The organism is Planktothrix tepida PCC 9214 (assembly GCF_900009145.1).
Lineage (GTDB): Bacteria > Cyanobacteriota > Cyanobacteriia > Cyanobacteriales > Microcoleaceae > Planktothrix > Planktothrix tepida.
The window spans coordinates 43,904-62,158 of the sequence record NZ_LN889813.1; the positions used below are offsets into that span (position 1 = coordinate 43,904).

Genomic DNA, 18,255 nt, shown 5'->3' on the forward strand with positions numbered 1-18,255 from the left:
CTATTGCCTATTGCCTGTCTTTAACTTTGGGCAGTAGCAATTGCTTTTTCTTGTTCTTTTAACCAGGCTTCTTCGTCACTCTTGAAGGGAGATAATGCTCTTAACCGTTCTACAATTTCTGGCATTACCTTTAATACGGTGTCAATTTCTTCATCTGTTGTATATCGAGAAAGAGAGAAGCGAATCGAACCATGTAAGACAGAATACGGTAGACCTAATGCTCTTAAAACATGGGAGGGTTCTAAGGAACCAGAGGTGCAAGCAGAACCCGAAGAAGCGCAGATTCCGTATTGATTGAGGGAGAGTAAAATTGCTTCACCTTCAATATATTTAAACCCGATATTGCTGGTATTAGGTAAGCGTTGAATCGGATGACCATTGACTTCACAATTGGGAATTTTTGCGAGTAAACCTTGTTCTAAGCGATCGCGCAATTGCTGTTCTTTTTTCACATCTGCCAAATGAACTAATGCTAATTCGCTGGCTTTACCGAGGGCAATAATTCCGGGTACATTTTCCGTACCCCCCCGTCGTCCCCGTTCTTGGTGTCCCCCTAACAATAACGGCCGGAAACGTACCCCTTTTCGTACATACAAAACCCCAATTCCTTTCGGTGCGTGTAGTTTGTGACCCGATAAGGTGAGTAAATCGATGGTGCTATTTTTTAGATCTAGGGGAATTTTACCAACGGCTTGCACCGCATCCACATGAAAGATTGCGCCTTTAGCTTTAACAATTTGCCCAATTTGTTCAATGGGAAAAACAACGCCTGTTTCGTTATTCGCATACATAATCGAAACAACTGCCGTACCACCCGTTAAACTAGCTTCTAATTCATCTAAGTCTAATTGTCCTTGACGATTAACTGAAAGATAGGTAACTTGATAACCTTGACTTTCTAATTGTCTGCACTGACTTAAAATTGCAGCGTGTTCAACTTCAGTCGTAATAATATGTTTTTTGTTGGGATTTGTGGCTAAGGCGGCGCGAATTGCGGTGTTATTTCCTTCTGTCCCACAACTGGTAAAAACGATTTCGGTCGGTTCTGCTCCTAATAAAGCAGCAACTTGTTCTCTGGCTTGTTTAATGGCTTTACCCACTTGTCCGCCGAAGGTGTGCATTGAAGACGGGTTGCCATAATATTGTGTCAGGAAGGGTAGCATTGCCTCAGCAACTAAGGGATCTACCTGGGTGGTGGCATTGTTATCAAGATAAATAACAGACATGAGACGACTCCAATAAAGGGCGGCTGATGGAAGTTAAGAAATTACGGATTGGCTAAGATAGAATCGCTACAAACTTGCAGAGAAAACCATTTGTGGTAATATTCTGTGACTGCTTTTTCAATCACATCGTAGACTTCTATCGCTTCAATTCCGGCTTGTTTCAATTGTTCTTGAGGACAGTGACCAATCTTAGAAACCAGAACCGCCGTGCAACCTTCTAACATTTTTAAAATATTGTCGAGAGAATCTTCCTCGCCATAGCCTCCATGACAATATTGTTCAACTTTACGGTGTCCGACAAATTTAGCTTCGTTGGCATCCACTTCATAAATCATGAATTCTCTGGCATGACCGAAGTGTTGATTCACTAAACCACCGCCTTTGGTGGCAATAGCAACTAAAATTTTAGGAGAATTGGCAACTTTCTTGTGGGCTTTTGCAGTTTTGACTGTTCTTTGTTCGGCTTGAACTTGATCAATGGCTGCATGGACTTCTTGCCGTGTTTCTAAATTATATTCGGGTGTCATGTCTAGGAATTTGTCTTTGGTAAATTCCTGGCTGCGGTCTTCCCCTAAAAGTCCAACGGCATCAGCGCGACACTGGCGACAATGGCGCATCATCTTCATGTTGCCGGAACATTGATCTTGAACTGCCTTCAGTTCTTTAGGGGTTGGCCCTCGTTGACCATTTAAACCAAAGTAAGTGCCATGTTCGGGTGCGGAAATCAGGGGCATAATATTATGGAGAAAGGCTCCTTTTTCCCGAATCACTCGGTTAACTTCGGGGAGATGTTGATCATTAATCCCCGGAATCATAACAGAATTAACTTTACAGAGAATATCTGCTGCTTTTAAGGCTTCTAAGCTTTCCATCTGCCGTTCGTGCAGAATTTTGGCGGCTTCAATGCCTGTATAGCGTTTGCGATTATAACGAATCCAAGGATAAATTTTAACCCCAATTTCTGGGTCAACCATATTAATGGTTAGAGTTACATGATCAATATTCAGTTGTTTAATTTGATCAATATAGTCAGGTAACATTAAGCCATTGGTTGACAGACATAGCTTAATATCCGGGGCTTTTTCGGCAATGAGTTCAAAAGTGCGGAAGGTGTGCTTCGGGTTTGCCAAGGGATCGCCAGGGCCAGCAATGCCTAAAACTGTCATTTGGGGAATTTTTCCCGCAATTACCAGCACCTTATGGGCGGCTTCTTCGGGGGTCAGCAGTTCACTAACAACACCAGGGCGGCTTTCGTTCGCACAGTCATATTTGCGGTTGCAGTAGTTACATTGAATATTGCAAGCTGGAGCAACAGCAACGTGCATTCTAGCGTAATGATGGTGTGCTTCTTCGCTATAGCAGGGATGCTTGGCGATGCGCTGTTGGATTTTTTCGTCTACGGTCGTTTCAGAAGAAGATGAACTGCAACCACAGGAGCCGGACTTTTGGGATGTGGGAAGGGCATCGGGTTGCGCTTTCGCTTCTAGTTTCGAGAGAAGTTCTGTAGTAGGTGACATCGAAATCCGTAAGTCTAATAACGAACTGATTAATCGACGTAAGAACACTTATCGGTCAAGAAGCTAAGGTTGCCTTCTGAGTCGTGGACTTAAGTGCCTGACGTTATTGGATTTATAGCAGCCACCGTTTTAGGGGTTTGAGTTGTTCCCCCAGTTCAGATTTATTGAAATAATTGGAATTCTACTCAAGGCTTCAAAGCCCCTCTATATCAGGATCGAAAAAATATTTTGGGTATGGGGTACGAGTATTTTTTAGGGGGGGGATGAGTATTTTTGGCATTAGGGACTGGAATTCTCCCTACTCACACCCAAACCCAATCTAGGAGTAGCTTTGAGGACATTTACACCCCCTTTTTTTGAGTCGGAAGTTTGTACTCAAAAACTACTCAATTAAGCTGAAATAGTTGGATAACTATCCCAACATTTCTGAAGACTATTAATTTTGTATCTAAGTTATCACTTTGATTTTTCAAATGGTAGTTATCGTAACAAAAATTTTATATTTGCTTAATCTCTTATCGCTCTGATTATGTCAGCTTATCAATGTAAAACTACTCAAGCTAAAATAGCTGAACCCTAACTATAGAAAGGCTTTCAATGAGTACAAAAAAATACTCAAGCCCCCCTAAAAAAATACTCACCCCTAACCCGAAAAATACTAGCACCCCTATCCCCAAAAGATTTTTTTTAGCCTGATTTCACTGGGTTTAAAACACTTGAGTACAAACTTAATAAATTATAGTAATTTCAACCTGGGGATTAGGGCTGATTATGGCAAAGAGCATCTGCTATAAGCAGGAAAACAAATGGTATTGCTTCCGCTCTCTCCTCCACCAATGCTGCAACTTCTAACTCGTTTACCTCCTGAGAAAGTGTTCCCACTCCTTCCTTTGCAGACCCAGGGAGCCCGGAAATCAGCCGTTAACAGTAATCCGAAATCAGAAACAAACTTGATAGCAAAAGAACCTGGTTCTGAAAATCTGTTAACAACCCTATGGGCTGATTTCCAAATTATTTTTGAACGTGACCCCGCCGCCGAGAGCAGATTAGAAGTGCTATTTTGTTATCCGGGTTTTCACGCTCTGTGTTTATATCGCCTAGCCCACAGTTTGCATCAATACCAAGTTCCTTTTCTTCCCCGGTTCATTTCCCATATTGCTCGATTTTTAACCGGAATTGAAATTCACCCCGGTGCGGTCATTGGTAAAGGAGCTTTTATTGATCATGGTTTGGGGGTTGTCATTGGTGAAACCGCAATCATTGGAGAGAATGTCCTGATTTACCAAGGTGTAACTTTGGGGGGGACGGGGAAAGAAACGGGTAAACGCCACCCCACTTTAGGCAATCAGGTTGTGGTCGGTGCAGGGGCAAAAATTTTAGGCAATCTTCACATTGGGGATCAGGTTCGCATTGGTGCGGGCTCAATTGTGTTACAAAACGTTCCGGCGGACTGTACTGTTGTGGGTGTCCCTGGACGAATTGTTTCTAAACCCGGTAAAGGCTGCCCTTTGGAACATGGGATCTTACCCGACCCAGAAGCTGCTGCCATTCGTTCCCTTATAGTGCGGATTGAGAAATTAGAACAGCAAGTTCAGCAGTTTGCTCCCACAGGCAAGATGCCTGTTCCACTTTCAAAATTTCCCATTCCCTAGTGGCTTGTGTCTCACCTCGCCCTAAAGAAAACCGTCAACGATTAAGGAGCTATTGATTATGATTAGTGTTGCTTGTTCAGCCGCTTATCTACTGTTTTGGGCGTTCATCTATGAACGGATGGTTGCAAAAATCATGAATGATCTTGAGCTTCCCATTAAAAAGCCGAAATCTTCTCCAAAGCCGACGCACATTTAATCGAGATTGTACCCGAATCGAAGTTAGTATCGGGTGAGGATTTTTCGAGCAAAAAGCTTCATCCTTTCCGACCGAGTAAATCCAAAATCTAAAGTCTAAAATCTAAAATCTAAATGACCATGAGGAGCAGAATTAATATGAATCAAGTTATTATTAATGACACCACACTCCGAGATGGTGAACAAGCGGCGGGTGTTGCCTTTACCCTAGAAGAAAAAATCCTGATCGCTTTGCTTTTGGATATGATGGGAGTCCAAGAATTAGAAGTGGGAATTCCTGCTATGGGGCTGGAAGAACAAAAAGCGATCGCTCGGATTTTAAGCTTAGGTTTAAATGCTCAAATTCTAGGCTGGAACCGTGCAGTTATAAGTGATATTGAAGCATCAATTGCTTGTGGTTTGAAGCGGGTTCATATTTCAATTCCGGTTTCAAACATTCAAATTGATGCTAAATTTCAAGGGCAATGGCGACGAGTTTTAGCTCAACTTCGAGATACTGTTAGCTTTGCGGTTGATCAAGGGTTATATGTATCTATTGGGGGAGAAGATTCTTCACGAGCGGATGAAAATTTTCTCCTAGATGTTGCCCTTTATTCAGAAGAATTAGGCGCTTCACGGTTTCGATTCTGTGATACTGTTGGAATCTTAGATCCCTTTGGCACTCACAGAAAGGTTAGTGAACTGGTTTCACTATTAGAAATTCCTGTGGAAATGCACACCCATAATGATTTAGGGATGGCAACCGCTAATGCGATCGCCGGAGTAATTGCGGGTGCAACTTCTGTGAATACAACTGTAAATGGATTAGGTGAAAGATCGGGTAATGCGGCATTAGAAGAAGTCGTTATGGCACTTAAACAAGTGTATAATCTTGACTTAGGAATCGATACTCACCATTTCCAAGAACTCTCACAATTTGTTGAAAAAGCATCGGGCGGTGTTGTTCCTCCTTGGAAAGCGATCGTTGGTAAAAATGCCTTTGCTCATGAAGCTGGAATTCATGCTCATGGGGTTCTCAAAAATCCCTTTACCTATGAACCGTTTGCACCTCAAGAAGTTGGCGGAGAACGACGGTTAGCGATCGGTAAACATTCAGGACGACATCTACTGTTTGATGTTCTAGAAAATCATGGGATTTATCTTAATTCCGATGAAACCCAAGGGATTTTAGAACAGGTTAGAAATTTTTCTGTACAAGTGAAACGGGATTTAACTGTACAGGAATTAGTGAATTTAGCAACAGAACGGAGGAGTGCTTAATGCAGTTAGATGAACTGGAGTTAAATTGTCCCCCTGTCTTTGAAATTAACCAAAAAGTCCGAACTCGCAAATTAATTCGGAATGATGGCACTTTTCCCGGTCAGGATATCGGCGCAACCCTTGCCAAAAAAGGTGAAATTGGTTATGTCGTTGGGATTGGAACTTATTTACAAACCTCTTATATTTATGCTGTGCATTTTTTAGAAAGAGGGTTTATTGTTGGTTGCAAAAAAAAAGAATTAGAAGAGGTTGAAGAAGTTTCATGAAAGTCATGTTGCGTCGTCATACAAATGGGCATTTAATGGTTTATGTTGCTAAGAAAGACTTAGAAGAAGAAGTTGTCAGTGAACGTGTTGAATCATCGGGGAAAATTTTAACCTTAGCCAATGGTTGGGAGTTGGAAATTTCTAATTCACAAGAACCGTTAAAACTCCCTCAAACTGTTGAAGCCAAGCGCCTAAATTAAACAGGTGCAAACGGAATTTTAATTCCTTAAAAACAGGGATTAAATTGTTTTAATTTTTGATTGTAGGGGTTGGGTAATCCAACCCAGATTCCTAGAAGGTTGAGTAACCCAATCCCTACAGGTTGTTATACAAAGTTGAAAATAAATTGAAGAGGAGGCAATATCAATCACAATGGTTCATATCATTTTCTATGAAAAACCGGGTTGTATTAATAATACGAAACAGAAAACTTTGTTAGTAGCAGCCGGTCATCAAGTTGAGGCGCGTAATCTTTTAACAACGCCTTGGACTGTGGAAGGTTTGCGCCCGTTTTTCGGGAGTTTACCTGTCAGTGAGTGGTTTAATTTGAGTGCGCCTGCGATTAAGTCGGGAGACGTAATACTGGATGAATTGGATGAAATAACAGCCCTAGAATTAATGTTAGCTGACCCCTTGTTAATTCGTCGCCCTTTGATGCAGGTAGGTGATATATTTTCTGTTGGGTTTAATCCTGAAAAAATTGATGTTTGGCTGGGTTTGACCCCCATTGCTAAAACGATAACAAACTTAGAAACCTGTCCCCGTAGTCATACTGAAAAAACTTGTCAATCTTCTCAGTAATTGAAGCGATAGCCTTCGGCTGGGCGGAGCCCATCGCAATTCTAAATCTTTCAGCTAGGGGTTGAGTTTTCCCAATCCATAACCCTAGAGGGTTGGGCAACCCAACCCCTACAAATTGTGATTCCAATTTTTCTAAAACTAAAATTAGATTTCTCTATAATTTTTATCAAAAATCTCTTTACTTTTTTAAAAAAGTGAGTTAAAATAAATCTATAGTTTGAGTTGAGCAGTATTTAAACAATTCAACCCTTTATCTATTGGGAATCTGAGGAATCATTATGGCAACATTAACAGGATTAACACGCGGGGGTAAAACCTGGACGCCTCAATTTATTACTGCCATTAATTATGCAAAATGCTTAGGTTGTGGCAGATGCTTAAAGGTTTGTGGTCAAGATGTTCTAGGACTACAAGCACTGAATGAGGAAGGAGAATTTGTGGAGGACGAGGAAGACGAAGAATTTGAACGTAAAGTGATGACGATTGTTAATATTGATAACTGTATTGGCTGTGAAGCTTGTTCACGGGCTTGTCCTAAACAATGTCACACTCATAGTGCTTACGAGCAAAACTAAGGAGGAAGAAGAATCAGATTGCTAAAAATCTATGTATGATTTTTGACAAAAAATTGTAGGGGTTGGGAAACCCCTACAATAAAATCAGCAGTTCAACACTAGAATTGTGATAACAACTTGTTGTTGCACTTTAGCCCTAAAAATAGGTGCTGAATTCCCAACAACGCACTTTTTTATATCGACCTTGATCAAGAGAATTTGAGCTTAAATTTTTCTATATACAAAGAATAAATGATTAACTGAAAATAGGCTGAATTTTCTCCAGAAACAGTATTCATCAACGTTCTTGCAATCAATCTGATCATCCCACTGGGGGCTGTTGTTTCAATCTTCGTCAGCAGCCCCCTATAGAAAAGCGTAAAAATGCTTACCATGAACACAAATTATCAAATAATATTGTTACTTTACTAAAAATCATAAATAGCGTTTTTTTGCTTAACTGTTCCAGCAAGAAAAAAAATTCCGAGTTTGATCTCATATCCCAAAACCCAAATATTTCAGATTGGTTTATGGCTTATAAAATCCCTGGTCATTGTCTGGCTTGTGATACCTGTCGCCCTGTTTGCCCAACGGGTGCAGTTCAAATCAAGGACAATCATTATTGGATCGATCCCAACCTTTGTAATAATTGCGAAGGCTATTATTCTGAACCTCAATGTTTAATGTTGTGTCCAATTTCTTGTCCTCTACCCTCTGAATCGAAAAAAGGGAGATATAAAGCAGAACTCAGACCAGTAACTAGCCCATCTTTATTTGCGAATGGGAAAAATCATCCGTTTGCCTCTTCTATGGTGATGTGGGAATTGTGTAACTTATTAACACAGCGACAATCCTTGGATTGGAAATTTGATGAGGTTGGGGAGCCTTATTATGAACGACGAGTCAATGGCGGACGGGGAATGATTACGTTACGAATGAGTGATCATTCTATCGGAGAACTCGCACTAACTGGGATTCAGTCTTTCGATATTCGAGCCGCTTGTATGCACTTAATTTATGCGGCTCATGCAACCGCGTTAGAAAAGCCTTGGGAAGAAGAGTTTATCATTAGCGATCGCCAAATTGAAGAATATTTAGAGTTAGATAAACGGAAAGATCTCAGCAAAGCCACTAAACTTTCCCTGATTCGTAAAATTGCGGAACAACCTTGTTTTATTACCGGGTCTATTAACTGGCCAAAGCAAGGAAAAGTGAATAAATTTTTAATTGTCAATAGTCCCTTATGGCATCTCACTGAAGTTCAACATCATTTTCAAGAAGATGAGATGGGATGTAAATATTTAGTGGGTTTAACCTTCAAAATCAAAGCTGGAATTTGGGCAAAATATTTTTTAAACCAACAAGGTTGTAAAGAACAAACTGCCTTTTATCAATATGGCATTCTACCCCAATCCCTTTTAAGTATTGTGATGAGTATTTGGCAACAACATGAAGGGGCTGTTCGGATGATGCTGTGGCTGTTATTTAAAACCAAAATGGGCAAAGAACAACGGATTACTGTCCCCAAATTAATGCGAGTTGCTTACGGAGAAGAGAAATTAACCTTTGCTTCCCAAAGACGAGAAGAGCGCAAGCGGCTTTTACGAACCTTTGAAAGAGATTTAGAATGTTTAAATCATTATGGATTAAAACCCGTTTTTGATTCAGTGACTTATCCCCCTGAAATTCAACCGTTATGGGCAAAGTTAGGCGAACTTCCCGATGATGCTGATGCCGCCCTAGATTTTTGGATTCAGGATGGAAGTAATGAAACCCGAATTACTGATGCTAGTCCTCGCGGTAAATGGAATTTATTGATGAATGCCCGGATTTTATGGTTTGAACTTCCGGTAGATTGGGAACAACGAATGAAAACCCCAAAACAGCAACAACGAGGGACTCAGACCCGAAAAATTAAGTTAAAGCCGGAGATGAATCTTTTACCTGAACAAATTGTTACGGCTCGTAAACAGCAAGGGATGAGTCAGAGGGAGTTGGCGAGAATCACAGGTAAGAGCCAAAGTTGGATTCGCGATTTAGAGAACGGTCGTTTATCCGCAAAATTTTCAGATCAAACCCTCTTACGAAAAGTATTAGGCTTAAACAAAAATCATTAAAGCGTTGATGGGATTGAAAGCCTATTCCATATTCTCTTTCTAAATTCCGTTAAACTCCTTTCTGGCTTCAAAATTCCCCTCTCCCTTCCCTGTTCCAGAGAAGGTTTTTTTATTTGAATAAATAAAATTTAAACCCGGAAATTTTACGAATAATAACGTTGGCCGTGAAACCACTTGTTGAATTGTCACATCCGTTACATAATAGAATCCGTCTTTCCCCTTAATCGAGGACAGACTTTGGGGACGCGAAAATAACTGGAATAATCTCCCCGGTGAGAACCGACTTTAATAGAGATAGTAATGATATCAAGATCATTCTCATCCTAGTCGCACCCAAACCTTCCATCTAAATCATCAACCCAGAGGAGAGGTTGACATGAAAATTATTCAAGGATACAACCCATTACAACCTGTTTCCCTAACGAAAATCCGTAAAGTCAGGGGCGTAACTATTGTTGAAAAATCAGGTGATCATCTGTATGTATTACCCGATGAACAAAACGCTAAACCTGTATCAGAATTTAATAAAATTAGCTCTTTTGATATTAACAATTGGGCAGAAACAGCAACGGATTTAGATGGATTCTACTTCATTAATGCCATTACTCAAACAGGAAACTATTTGGGTTCTGAGCTAAATGATATCATCCTGGGACTCAAATTTAGAGGATTAGCAACTTACGTTTCGGCGGAGCAATCCTAACGAAAATTTTCATCCTTGGACTCTGCACCCCTCTAATTTTACCCCTCAAAGGTAAACCCACATCAAAATTGTCCTGATAGGGAATTAGAAGGGTGTACTAATAAGCATTTGCTTGAAGAGGGAAGGATGAATAAAGTATCATTAGGTACATCTACTGAGATTCAGCGTATTGTTAACAAAATTTACGCCACAGGTCAAATTACTCGCGCTGACCAACAAGGATTAACGTCTTTAATTTTTTCTGACCAAGTTTTAGGCTTAAAAGAGTGTCAACAAATTAGTGAAATTATTACTCGGTTACATCGGGGATGGTTAAGAGTAGTTGATTAATATAGAAGCCACACAAAAATTAGAGTTTAAAATGTTTACGCCAAGCGGTCATTCCTCCTTGCAAAACCACTAAATTTAATCCAGTTTTTTCTAATTTTTGATAGGCTTTAATAGAACGGGGGCCTAATTGACAATAAAGGATTAAAGTTGGTTTCTCGACAGGAGAAATGCTATAGGTTTTAGCAATTTCTTGGATTTTTTCAATTCCTTTTCCCTGTTCAATTTCAGTGATCGGAACTAAAATACTATTAGGAATATGATCCTCTTCATATTCTTCAGGCGATCGCACATCAATAAAAATCACAGATTTCAAATCTTTTTGGCTCAGTTCTTCTACCGTTACTTCAGGGGTATTGAAGCTTTTTACAAAAGTCACAACATCTAAATGGTTCATTTTGGCAATCAACGTTAATGAAATCATACCCACTCCTAGAACCATTAATATCAGAACTAAAGGATAAAACCAGCGTTTATTCGTCTTAATGTTAAAATTAGGATTCATAGTCATATCTCCGAAACGGATAAATTAACTGTCCTAAATATCCCCTCGGAATTGATTGTTTAATTCCATAGGAATTAGGAATTTTAGATGGAGAAAAATACAGAGTTCCAAATAGCCAGTCAATCAAGGGTAATTGTGCTGCTAAATTTCTGGTTTCCATTTCTGCTTCTTGAATATGATGCCAATGATGAAATTGAGGAGTTGCAATTATCCATTTTAATCCTGCAATTTTTAAGCGGATATTGGCATGAATATAAAATGCAACCACGACCGAAAATAAGGCATAAATTCCCCAAGTTTCAGCACTAAACCCTAAAATAACTAAAGGGATTACTTGGAAAAATTTGGTAAATATTTGATCTACTGGATGGACTCGCACCGTTGCTAACCAGTCAATGGATTCAATACTATGATGTACAGCATGAAATTTCCACAACTCAGGAACCGTATGTAACAATCGGTGAGCAAAATAATACCCTAAATCTGCAATCACAATTGCTTCTATCAGTTGGAATACAATGGGTTGAGCCGAAATTGTCTCTTGCCATTTGAGATGTAATAAAGGAGTAACTAAAATAGTTCCTATTCCTAAGCTCAAAGACAATCCTACTTTTCCCACAAAATGACCGATAAAAAAATAGGTGAGATCTGTTAACCAACCGGGTCTAAAAATTCGTTGACGGTGCAAATAAAACAACTGTTCTAGGGGAATAAAAATCAGACCCAGAATCAGTAACCCCTTTAAAAGCTCAAGGATTAACATAAAGCTTTATTTATTAATATTAACTGAAGGTTCAACACAGGTAGGAATCCCATTTTTTAAGATCGGTTCTGGGACAAGTTGACGTTCGTTGGGAGGAACTCGACAAATAATTGATTGGGTTGTCCCTAAATCAGAATGATTGGTTTTGGAAGGAGGAGAAATTAAAAAAACAGCACCTATGTAGCCACTGATACCTTTCGCTTCAGGAAGAGGTTGAGCATAGCTAAAGGCTGCATTTTTAGTAGTGCGAACTGAATATTGATAGGAATTTGTTTGGGTTTTAATGCCTATTCCCAAAGGCTCAATCTGATTAGAAAAGCGACTATTTTCAGCAAAAAAAGCTTGTTGTCCTTTATTAATAGAACCTAAATATTGTTTGGCTTCACTGCTTTTAGCTGTATTGGCACAATTGCTAACGGGTGTTATCATCACCGCCAAGGTAATTAAGGCTAAAATTGCTAAAATTCCCGTCAATGAACCAAAGACAAGCCATTTCATCAAAAATAAGGCAAACTTTAGAGTTTTTTGACGGGACGTTACAGTTGAATTTTCTAGTATTTTTTCTTCAGAAGTGGTTAAGGGTGCAGATTTAGAGGGTTTGGATTTAAGTTGCATAGTTTCGTCTCCCTTAATAGTCTATTTCCTGTTGACTCTAGCAAATGGTCAGGGAAATTTTGACAATCTCTGCAACTTTGTACAAAACTTTACATTTCAAGTGTAAATATTAGATAATTACGATTTACCTTGCAGTAATTCTTACTCACAATATTGTAAAAACTGTTCGGGAAATAAAACTAATTTTCCTGACTTAAAATCTTCTAAAGGAACCCATAACGCTTTTTTCTTACGTTTCTTTTCCACAAATTCTAGTTCTTCCAGTTGATAAAATTTGACATCAACAAAATCACATCGATACAGTTGAATAAATTCATGTTGACTCTTTTTATCATACACAAAAATATTTTCTAAACATCCTAAATAGTGAATATTTGTTAATTCCGCTTGAATTTCTTCTTGAAATTCTCGTTTTAAGGCATCAAGGCTCAATTCTCCAAAATCAACCCCTCCTCCTAATGCTCGATAGAAGGTTTGTTTTTTAATGGGATCATAGCCTTGGGAAACAAAAATGCGATCGCCATTTTGAATCAATCCTAGTGCTAAAACTCGAATTTTACTTGATTTAGACATAGCGGAAGAAAGAGTTTACTCAAAAATAGCCGATAAAATCCAGTTTTTCAAGGAGAACTCTTAAACTCATCACAAATCTTTTTATTTCTGCCACTAATATTAGGGTTTGTTTCTAAATAATCTTTAAGCTGAATACAAGCCTGAGTTAGCAAGCTATCAGTGTCTTGATTGATTTGATTAGTATCAATTTTCCAAATACTAATTCGACTAGGTTCAGATTTTTGAAGTCCTACTAATGTTTGACCATCCGGGCTAAAATTAACGGATAAAATAGGTTCTAAACTTGGCTTTAAAGTCGTAATTAAACTTCCATTAACATCCCAAAGCTTAATTGTACCATCTGCACTAGCAGAAGCTAAAATTTTACTATTAGGACTAAAATTAACTTCATAAATTGGTTTCCAATGTTTTCCTAAAACAACAGAAGTTTGTAAAGGTTTCCACGCCGAATTTTGCTTTTTCCAAATGGCAATCGATTCTCCATCTTTAGAGGCTGCAATCCATTGACCATCGGGACTAAAACTCACAGAATTAAATCGAATTTGTGCACCTGTTAACGGCGGAATCAAATTTTTCTGATTAACATTCCATAATTTCACAGTTTTATCTTCACTGGCTGAAGCCAAAATTTGACTATCGGGACTAAAACTTAAGTCATTAATTGCGCCTTGATGACCTTTAAACGTTTGTTTTAAAGTTCCGTGAATATCCCAAATCTTAATACTCTGGTCATCACTAGCCGTTGCAATTAACTGACTATCAGGACTAAAAACCACACTCCAAACAGGTGACTGATGAGGGAGAGTTATAAATTTTTCACTATCTATGTTCCAAATTCTAACTGTTTTATCCTGACTAGCGGATGCAATGCTTTTACCATCAGGACTAAAACTAACATTATTAACAGTATTTTGATGACCCCTGAAAGTTTTCTGTACCTCTCCATTTAAAGTCCATAAGACAACAACATCATCTTTAGTATCATCTTTTATGCGTAAATCCCGACCAGGAGAAGCCACTAAGTTACTATTTTGATGAGAAAAACTACTGCTATAAATTTTATAGTCCTTCAATTGGATAATTTTAGGTAATGCTTTTAAATTCCAGATTCTGACAGTACCATCTTTACTAGCAGAAAATAACCTTTCTTCCTGCTTAGAAAAACTGACTTGATTAATACTATCTTTGTGTCCTTGAAGGCTAGAAATCAATGAGCCTTCTTTTGTCCAGATTTTAATCATTTCATCGGTACTTCCCGTTGCAATTAAACGACTATCTTGACTAAAAGCCACACTATTAACAGCCTGTTGATGTCCTTCTAAAGTTCTAATTAATTGACCGTCACGATTCCATAATTTAACGGTTTTACCATCACTAGCAGATGCTATAATTTGACTATCTGGACTAAAACTAATGCTCCAAATCGGTTTAGAATGAGCCTTAATTGTTTGAATAAGTTTTCCCTGACGAGTCCAAAGATTAATGATGCCATCTTCACTCGATGAAGCAATTAGTTGACCATTGGGACTAAAAACAACACTCAAAACAGGTTTTTGATGTCCGTTTAACGTTTGAAGGAGGCGACCGTCTAAACTCCAAATTTTAACCGTTTTATCTTTACTAGCAGAGGCAATTTGTTGACCATCGGGACTAAAACTAACCCATTTGACTTCATCAGTATGTCCTTGTAATGTTCTAATTAGAATTCCATTTTTTGTCCATAGTTTTATGGTATTATCCTTACTGGCAGAGGCAATGATTTGGCTATTGGGACTAAAGGTAACAAACCAAACAGATTTTTGATGCCCTTCTAAAGTTTTAATCAATTTACCTTTAGGAGTCCATATTTTAATGGTTTGATCATCACTCGCAGAAGCAATCAATTGATTATCAGGACTAATACTAACACTTAAAACACTATTTTTTTGGTGTCCATCTAAAATATTTTGCTCTTGAATGACTTGAACAGCAAGACTTAATTTACTCTGGGTTTCTTGTTCAATGGCAGATTTAGGTCTTTGGGGGGATAAAAGCTTTCCGGCGGTGACTAAAGTTAATAAGGCTTCAAGCTGGTTATTTTCGGTTGTTAAAGCCGTATATTTAGTATTTTCTAACGCTAAATTAACTTGTTTATTTTTGCCTTCAGAAATTCTCCAAAACCCTAATGCGAGAGTAAATAAAAGTGCCATGCCACTGCCAATAATAATTGAACGAATAAACAATTGCCAGAGTTCTTTATTTTTGGCTTCCGCTTGTTTGCGTTTTTTCCGCTCTATATCTAATTCTTCTAAAATAACTAAACTGCGATTTTGACGAATTAAACTGACTAAATAATCATGTACCAGTTGATATCGTTCAGCAGGAATTTCTGGTAAAATAAAGACTAAACCTGACAAAACAAAAATCTTGAGAACCGTATCTAAGTTTTCATTAATATTTTCAAAATGGTTTGCTAGTTCTTTAATTTCTCTGACTAAATCTGCACGGGTTTTTAAAGGACGAGTATTATTTTCATCGGTTAATAAATAAAGCACTAACTCAGCTAAACTTTTATTCGTTGAACCACAATCTCGAATTACCTCATCTAAATAATCTTCAACTAACTTTTGTTTTCGTCCCGCTTGTTGATATTGTTTTAAGGTGGTAATTCTTTGCGTTTGAAGTTGAGAACCCACTACTTGTAATTCTATGGGTCGAATATCTCCTGAGTCTTCCGCTAAATCTTCTACTAATTCCTCAATTAATGCAGGCTCGAGGACAAATTGTGTTCTTTCGGTTAAACTTTGAATCACCGATTTAGCTTCTTCCCGTGTAAAATTGCCAATATAAGCCAGAATATTTCGATCTAAAATATTATTTCCAATAATTTCTAAATATCCTTGACGAGTACATTCTAATAAATATTGGATATAGTCTTCTCGCAAAGATAAAACAACTTTAACATAAGGAATATCTAAACACTCTTTAATAAATTGGTAACAGCTTTGTCGTTGTTGTTGATCTTTACAAGCAAAGAAAAATTCCTCAAACTGATCAAAAATAATCACCACCCAAAAGTTTTGATTAACTAAACTTCTAATTTGTTCCAATATTACGGCTTGACTATTCAGTTCTGAGGAATCTAAGTCAATATTTTTAACCTCTCTAATGCCTTTGGTGAAAGCACGAGAAAAGTCTTGATTCAAATTAGTATAAACTTGCAGTAAAACCGGAATAAAACGACGAGTATCCAAAGACGCTTTCCGCAACTCTGGAATAAAACCGGCTTGTAAAATTGAACTTTTACCTACTCCAGACTGTCCATAAATCACCGTTAGTTTACAATCATTTCGGCTAATCCGTTCATATAACCAATTCACAACTGATAAACGACCCGATGCGGTAATTTCAGGATTAATAATTTTTTCGTTTTTCATAGGAGGTAAACCGGGATTACTAATGGTTTGAATATGTCCGAGTCGTCCGGCTCCGATAAAAGCTCTTAATCTGAATTGTTGCTCAATTTCCCGACGTTTTTGTTTAATTTCATAGGCTTTTAAATATTCCCCTTTTTCAAAATACAAATCATGTAATAGTTGTAAAATCTGAATATAAAGGTCGGGGTCATATTGGGGTTTGGTTCGAGCTTGAGCTTTTTCTAGGATTTTAATGGCATCTTGAGATTGCTTTAATTTTTGATTGGCTTGCGCTAGAGCTACCAAATACCATCCCTGATGATAGCAGGTTTCCCAATCTAAAATCAACTGTTCATCCGAGGTTTGAGGATGATAATTAGAGGCGGTTTGAACTAATAAATTTTGTGCTTTCTCAGCTAAATTTTTGGCTTCCTGCCAACAACTTTTAGCCAGAGATACTTCTGCTAAAAAATGATATCCTCGTGCTTCTCGAAAAGGATAAGTATAGATGCGGTTATAATAAATAGATTCTTTGGCTACGGTTTCTAATTCTTGCCATTTTTTTAATCCGAATAATACATCCGCTAAAGCATTAATAAATTTAGCCACTAAATCCCAACGATTTGCCCGTTTAAAGGTTTGAATAGATTGAGTATAATAAGAATTAGCTTGCTCATAAGCATATTCTTTTTCGGCTCGATGTAAAATGCCATAGCTGTGCCACCAAAAGCCAATATAAAATAATAATTGACCATAACGAATTAAATTATTAGTTTGTTGCCAAAGTTCTAAACTGCGTTCATAATGTTTTAAGGCGACTTGATCAGAATGCTCAGAAACTCGACCCAATACAAATTCTAAACTTGCTTCTAATTCAATATTTAAAGGTTCTCCCCGTTTCTGTAATTCTTGATAAGCGGCTTCTAATTCCAATCTTAATGGAGAACCTAACTCTAAATTAAAATAAGAATTATTTAAAAAAATACCCGCACCACTATCTAACACTTTAGCAGAAACTTGATCTGCGGTTTCTTGAATAAAATTTAATAGATCTTCTGTACTAATTTCAAACTTAAGTGCTGTTGACCAACTATAAAAATCAGGAGCTAACCGAATTAAAGTGTGTAACAGAGAATCCGTTACCCAAAAGACTAAAGGACAGCGAAATTGACGACGAAATTCCTCGCGCATTTGGTTCATGATTTTAATCAAAAGATCCAGTTGTTCGTTAGATTCTAAACCGGATACAATTAAACCTTGAGGTGGTATTGGTTCTGCGTCAATGACTTGTACTAAAGCGTTATAAACATTAATAACCTCGGAATCTAAAACCACAGATTTAATTAAGTTAGGATGTTGATGTTGCAATTGTTTAATAATTATTTCTTTAACAATCCCATGATTGCAGTGAGCTAAAATCAAAGAAAAATCATCATTAAATCTTTCAAAAATACGATTTAAAGTTTTTAAAGAATTTTGATTTATTTGTTGTATTTCTTGCATAAATTTTGGGTTTTTTTCTTCCTCATCATGATCATGACTATACTCAGTCTTTAAATAGGGAAGTTTAAGTTCTGTAAATGACCTAACCCTTTTCTTGTAGATCCTTACACCCTAAAATTATTGATTCTTTTAGGTTTATTTATCCCTATTTACTGAGTACAGCGATTGATTCTTCAAGTCAGGAACTGAAATGCACCCAAAATTACAATCTCAGTTTGTTCATGAATGCAGTGGTCTTGATTGTTCTATTCTAACGGGTGAGGGGAAATAATGACATCTCCTT

16 protein-coding genes are annotated in these 18,255 nt (G+C 37.8%); 9 read left to right on the forward strand and 7 right to left on the reverse strand.

Annotation, left to right across the window (positions count from 1 at the left end; genetic code table 11):
* Nucleotides 1-20: 20 nt before the first annotated feature.
* Both nifS and nifB read right to left on the reverse strand, forming a co-directional pair.
* Complete coding sequence (gene nifS, locus PL9214_RS22895; RefSeq protein ID WP_072721280.1) at nucleotides 21-1,226, reverse strand: cysteine desulfurase NifS; 1,206 nt, start codon at nucleotides 1,224-1,226, stop codon at nucleotides 21-23.
* 41 nt (nucleotides 1,227-1,267) lie between these two features.
* Nucleotides 1,268-2,743 carry a nitrogenase cofactor biosynthesis protein NifB gene (gene nifB / locus PL9214_RS22900; RefSeq protein WP_072721282.1) on the reverse strand — a complete coding sequence of 492 codons (1,476 nt, stop codon included), beginning with the start codon at nucleotides 2,741-2,743 and terminating at the stop codon, nucleotides 1,268-1,270.
* Nucleotides 2,744-3,723: 980 nt separating this feature from the next.
* Between nifB and cysE the strand changes: the two genes are divergently transcribed.
* The 9 genes from cysE (at nucleotide 3,724) to PL9214_RS22945 (ending at nucleotide 10,621) form a co-directional block, all read left to right on the forward strand.
* Nucleotides 3,724-4,395: a serine O-acetyltransferase gene (gene cysE / locus PL9214_RS22905; protein ID WP_222425287.1), complete on the forward strand. Its 672-nt coding sequence runs from the start codon at nucleotides 3,724-3,726 to the stop codon at nucleotides 4,393-4,395.
* 333 nt (nucleotides 4,396-4,728) lie between these two features.
* On the forward strand, nucleotides 4,729-5,850 hold the full coding sequence (gene nifV / locus PL9214_RS22910; protein WP_072721284.1) for a homocitrate synthase: 1,122 nt from the start codon (nucleotides 4,729-4,731) through the stop codon (nucleotides 5,848-5,850).
* A complete protein-coding gene (locus PL9214_RS22915; protein WP_072721287.1) occupies nucleotides 5,850-6,116 on the forward strand; it encodes a nitrogen fixation protein NifZ in 267 nt (88 codons plus the stop codon). The genes nifV and PL9214_RS22915 overlap by 1 nt, the downstream gene beginning before the upstream one ends.
* Complete coding sequence (gene nifT / locus PL9214_RS22920; RefSeq protein ID WP_072721289.1) at nucleotides 6,113-6,316, forward strand: putative nitrogen fixation protein NifT; 204 nt, start codon at nucleotides 6,113-6,115, stop codon at nucleotides 6,314-6,316. Before PL9214_RS22915 ends, nifT begins: the two co-directional genes overlap by 4 nt.
* Before the next feature lie 172 nt (nucleotides 6,317-6,488).
* A complete protein-coding gene (locus PL9214_RS22925) occupies nucleotides 6,489-6,917 on the forward strand; it encodes an ArsC/Spx/MgsR family protein (RefSeq protein WP_072721290.1) in 429 nt (142 codons plus the stop codon).
* 278 nt (nucleotides 6,918-7,195) lie between these two features.
* Nucleotides 7,196-7,492: a ferredoxin III, nif-specific gene (gene fdxB / locus PL9214_RS22930; protein WP_072721292.1), complete on the forward strand. Its 297-nt coding sequence runs from the start codon at nucleotides 7,196-7,198 to the stop codon at nucleotides 7,490-7,492.
* Nucleotides 7,493-8,001: 509 nt separating this feature from the next.
* Nucleotides 8,002-9,588: a helix-turn-helix domain-containing protein gene (locus tag PL9214_RS22935; protein ID WP_072721294.1), complete on the forward strand. Its 1,587-nt coding sequence runs from the start codon at nucleotides 8,002-8,004 to the stop codon at nucleotides 9,586-9,588.
* Nucleotides 9,589-9,964: 376 nt separating this feature from the next.
* Nucleotides 9,965-10,291, forward strand: a complete 327-nt coding sequence (locus PL9214_RS22940; RefSeq protein ID WP_072721296.1) for a hypothetical protein — start codon at nucleotides 9,965-9,967, stop codon at nucleotides 10,289-10,291.
* Nucleotides 10,292-10,417: 126 nt separating this feature from the next.
* Nucleotides 10,418-10,621: a hypothetical protein gene (locus tag PL9214_RS22945; protein ID WP_072721298.1), complete on the forward strand. Its 204-nt coding sequence runs from the start codon at nucleotides 10,418-10,420 to the stop codon at nucleotides 10,619-10,621.
* Between the two features lie 19 nt (nucleotides 10,622-10,640).
* On the opposite strand, the gene PL9214_RS22950 is transcribed toward PL9214_RS22945, so the two are convergent.
* From PL9214_RS22950 to PL9214_RS22970, 5 genes are all read right to left on the reverse strand, one after another.
* Nucleotides 10,641-11,123: a rhodanese-like domain-containing protein gene (locus PL9214_RS22950; RefSeq protein WP_072721299.1), complete on the reverse strand. Its 483-nt coding sequence runs from the start codon at nucleotides 11,121-11,123 to the stop codon at nucleotides 10,641-10,643.
* Nucleotides 11,113-11,886 (reverse strand): sterol desaturase family protein, encoded by a 774-nt coding sequence (locus PL9214_RS22955; RefSeq protein WP_072721301.1) that lies wholly within the window; start codon nucleotides 11,884-11,886, stop codon nucleotides 11,113-11,115. Before PL9214_RS22955 ends, PL9214_RS22950 begins: the two co-directional genes overlap by 11 nt.
* A 6-nt stretch (nucleotides 11,887-11,892) precedes the next feature.
* Entirely contained in the window at nucleotides 11,893-12,501 is a 609-nt protein-coding gene (locus tag PL9214_RS22960; protein ID WP_072721302.1) for a type IV pilin-like G/H family protein, read from the reverse strand.
* Between the two features lie 141 nt (nucleotides 12,502-12,642).
* On the reverse strand, nucleotides 12,643-13,074 hold the full coding sequence (locus PL9214_RS22965; protein ID WP_072721303.1) for an NUDIX hydrolase: 432 nt from the start codon (nucleotides 13,072-13,074) through the stop codon (nucleotides 12,643-12,645).
* 47 nt (nucleotides 13,075-13,121) lie between these two features.
* Nucleotides 13,122-17,972, reverse strand: a complete 4,851-nt coding sequence (locus PL9214_RS22970) for a WD40 domain-containing protein (protein WP_072721304.1) — start codon at nucleotides 17,970-17,972, stop codon at nucleotides 13,122-13,124.
* Between the last annotated feature and the right edge of the window lie 283 nt (nucleotides 17,973-18,255).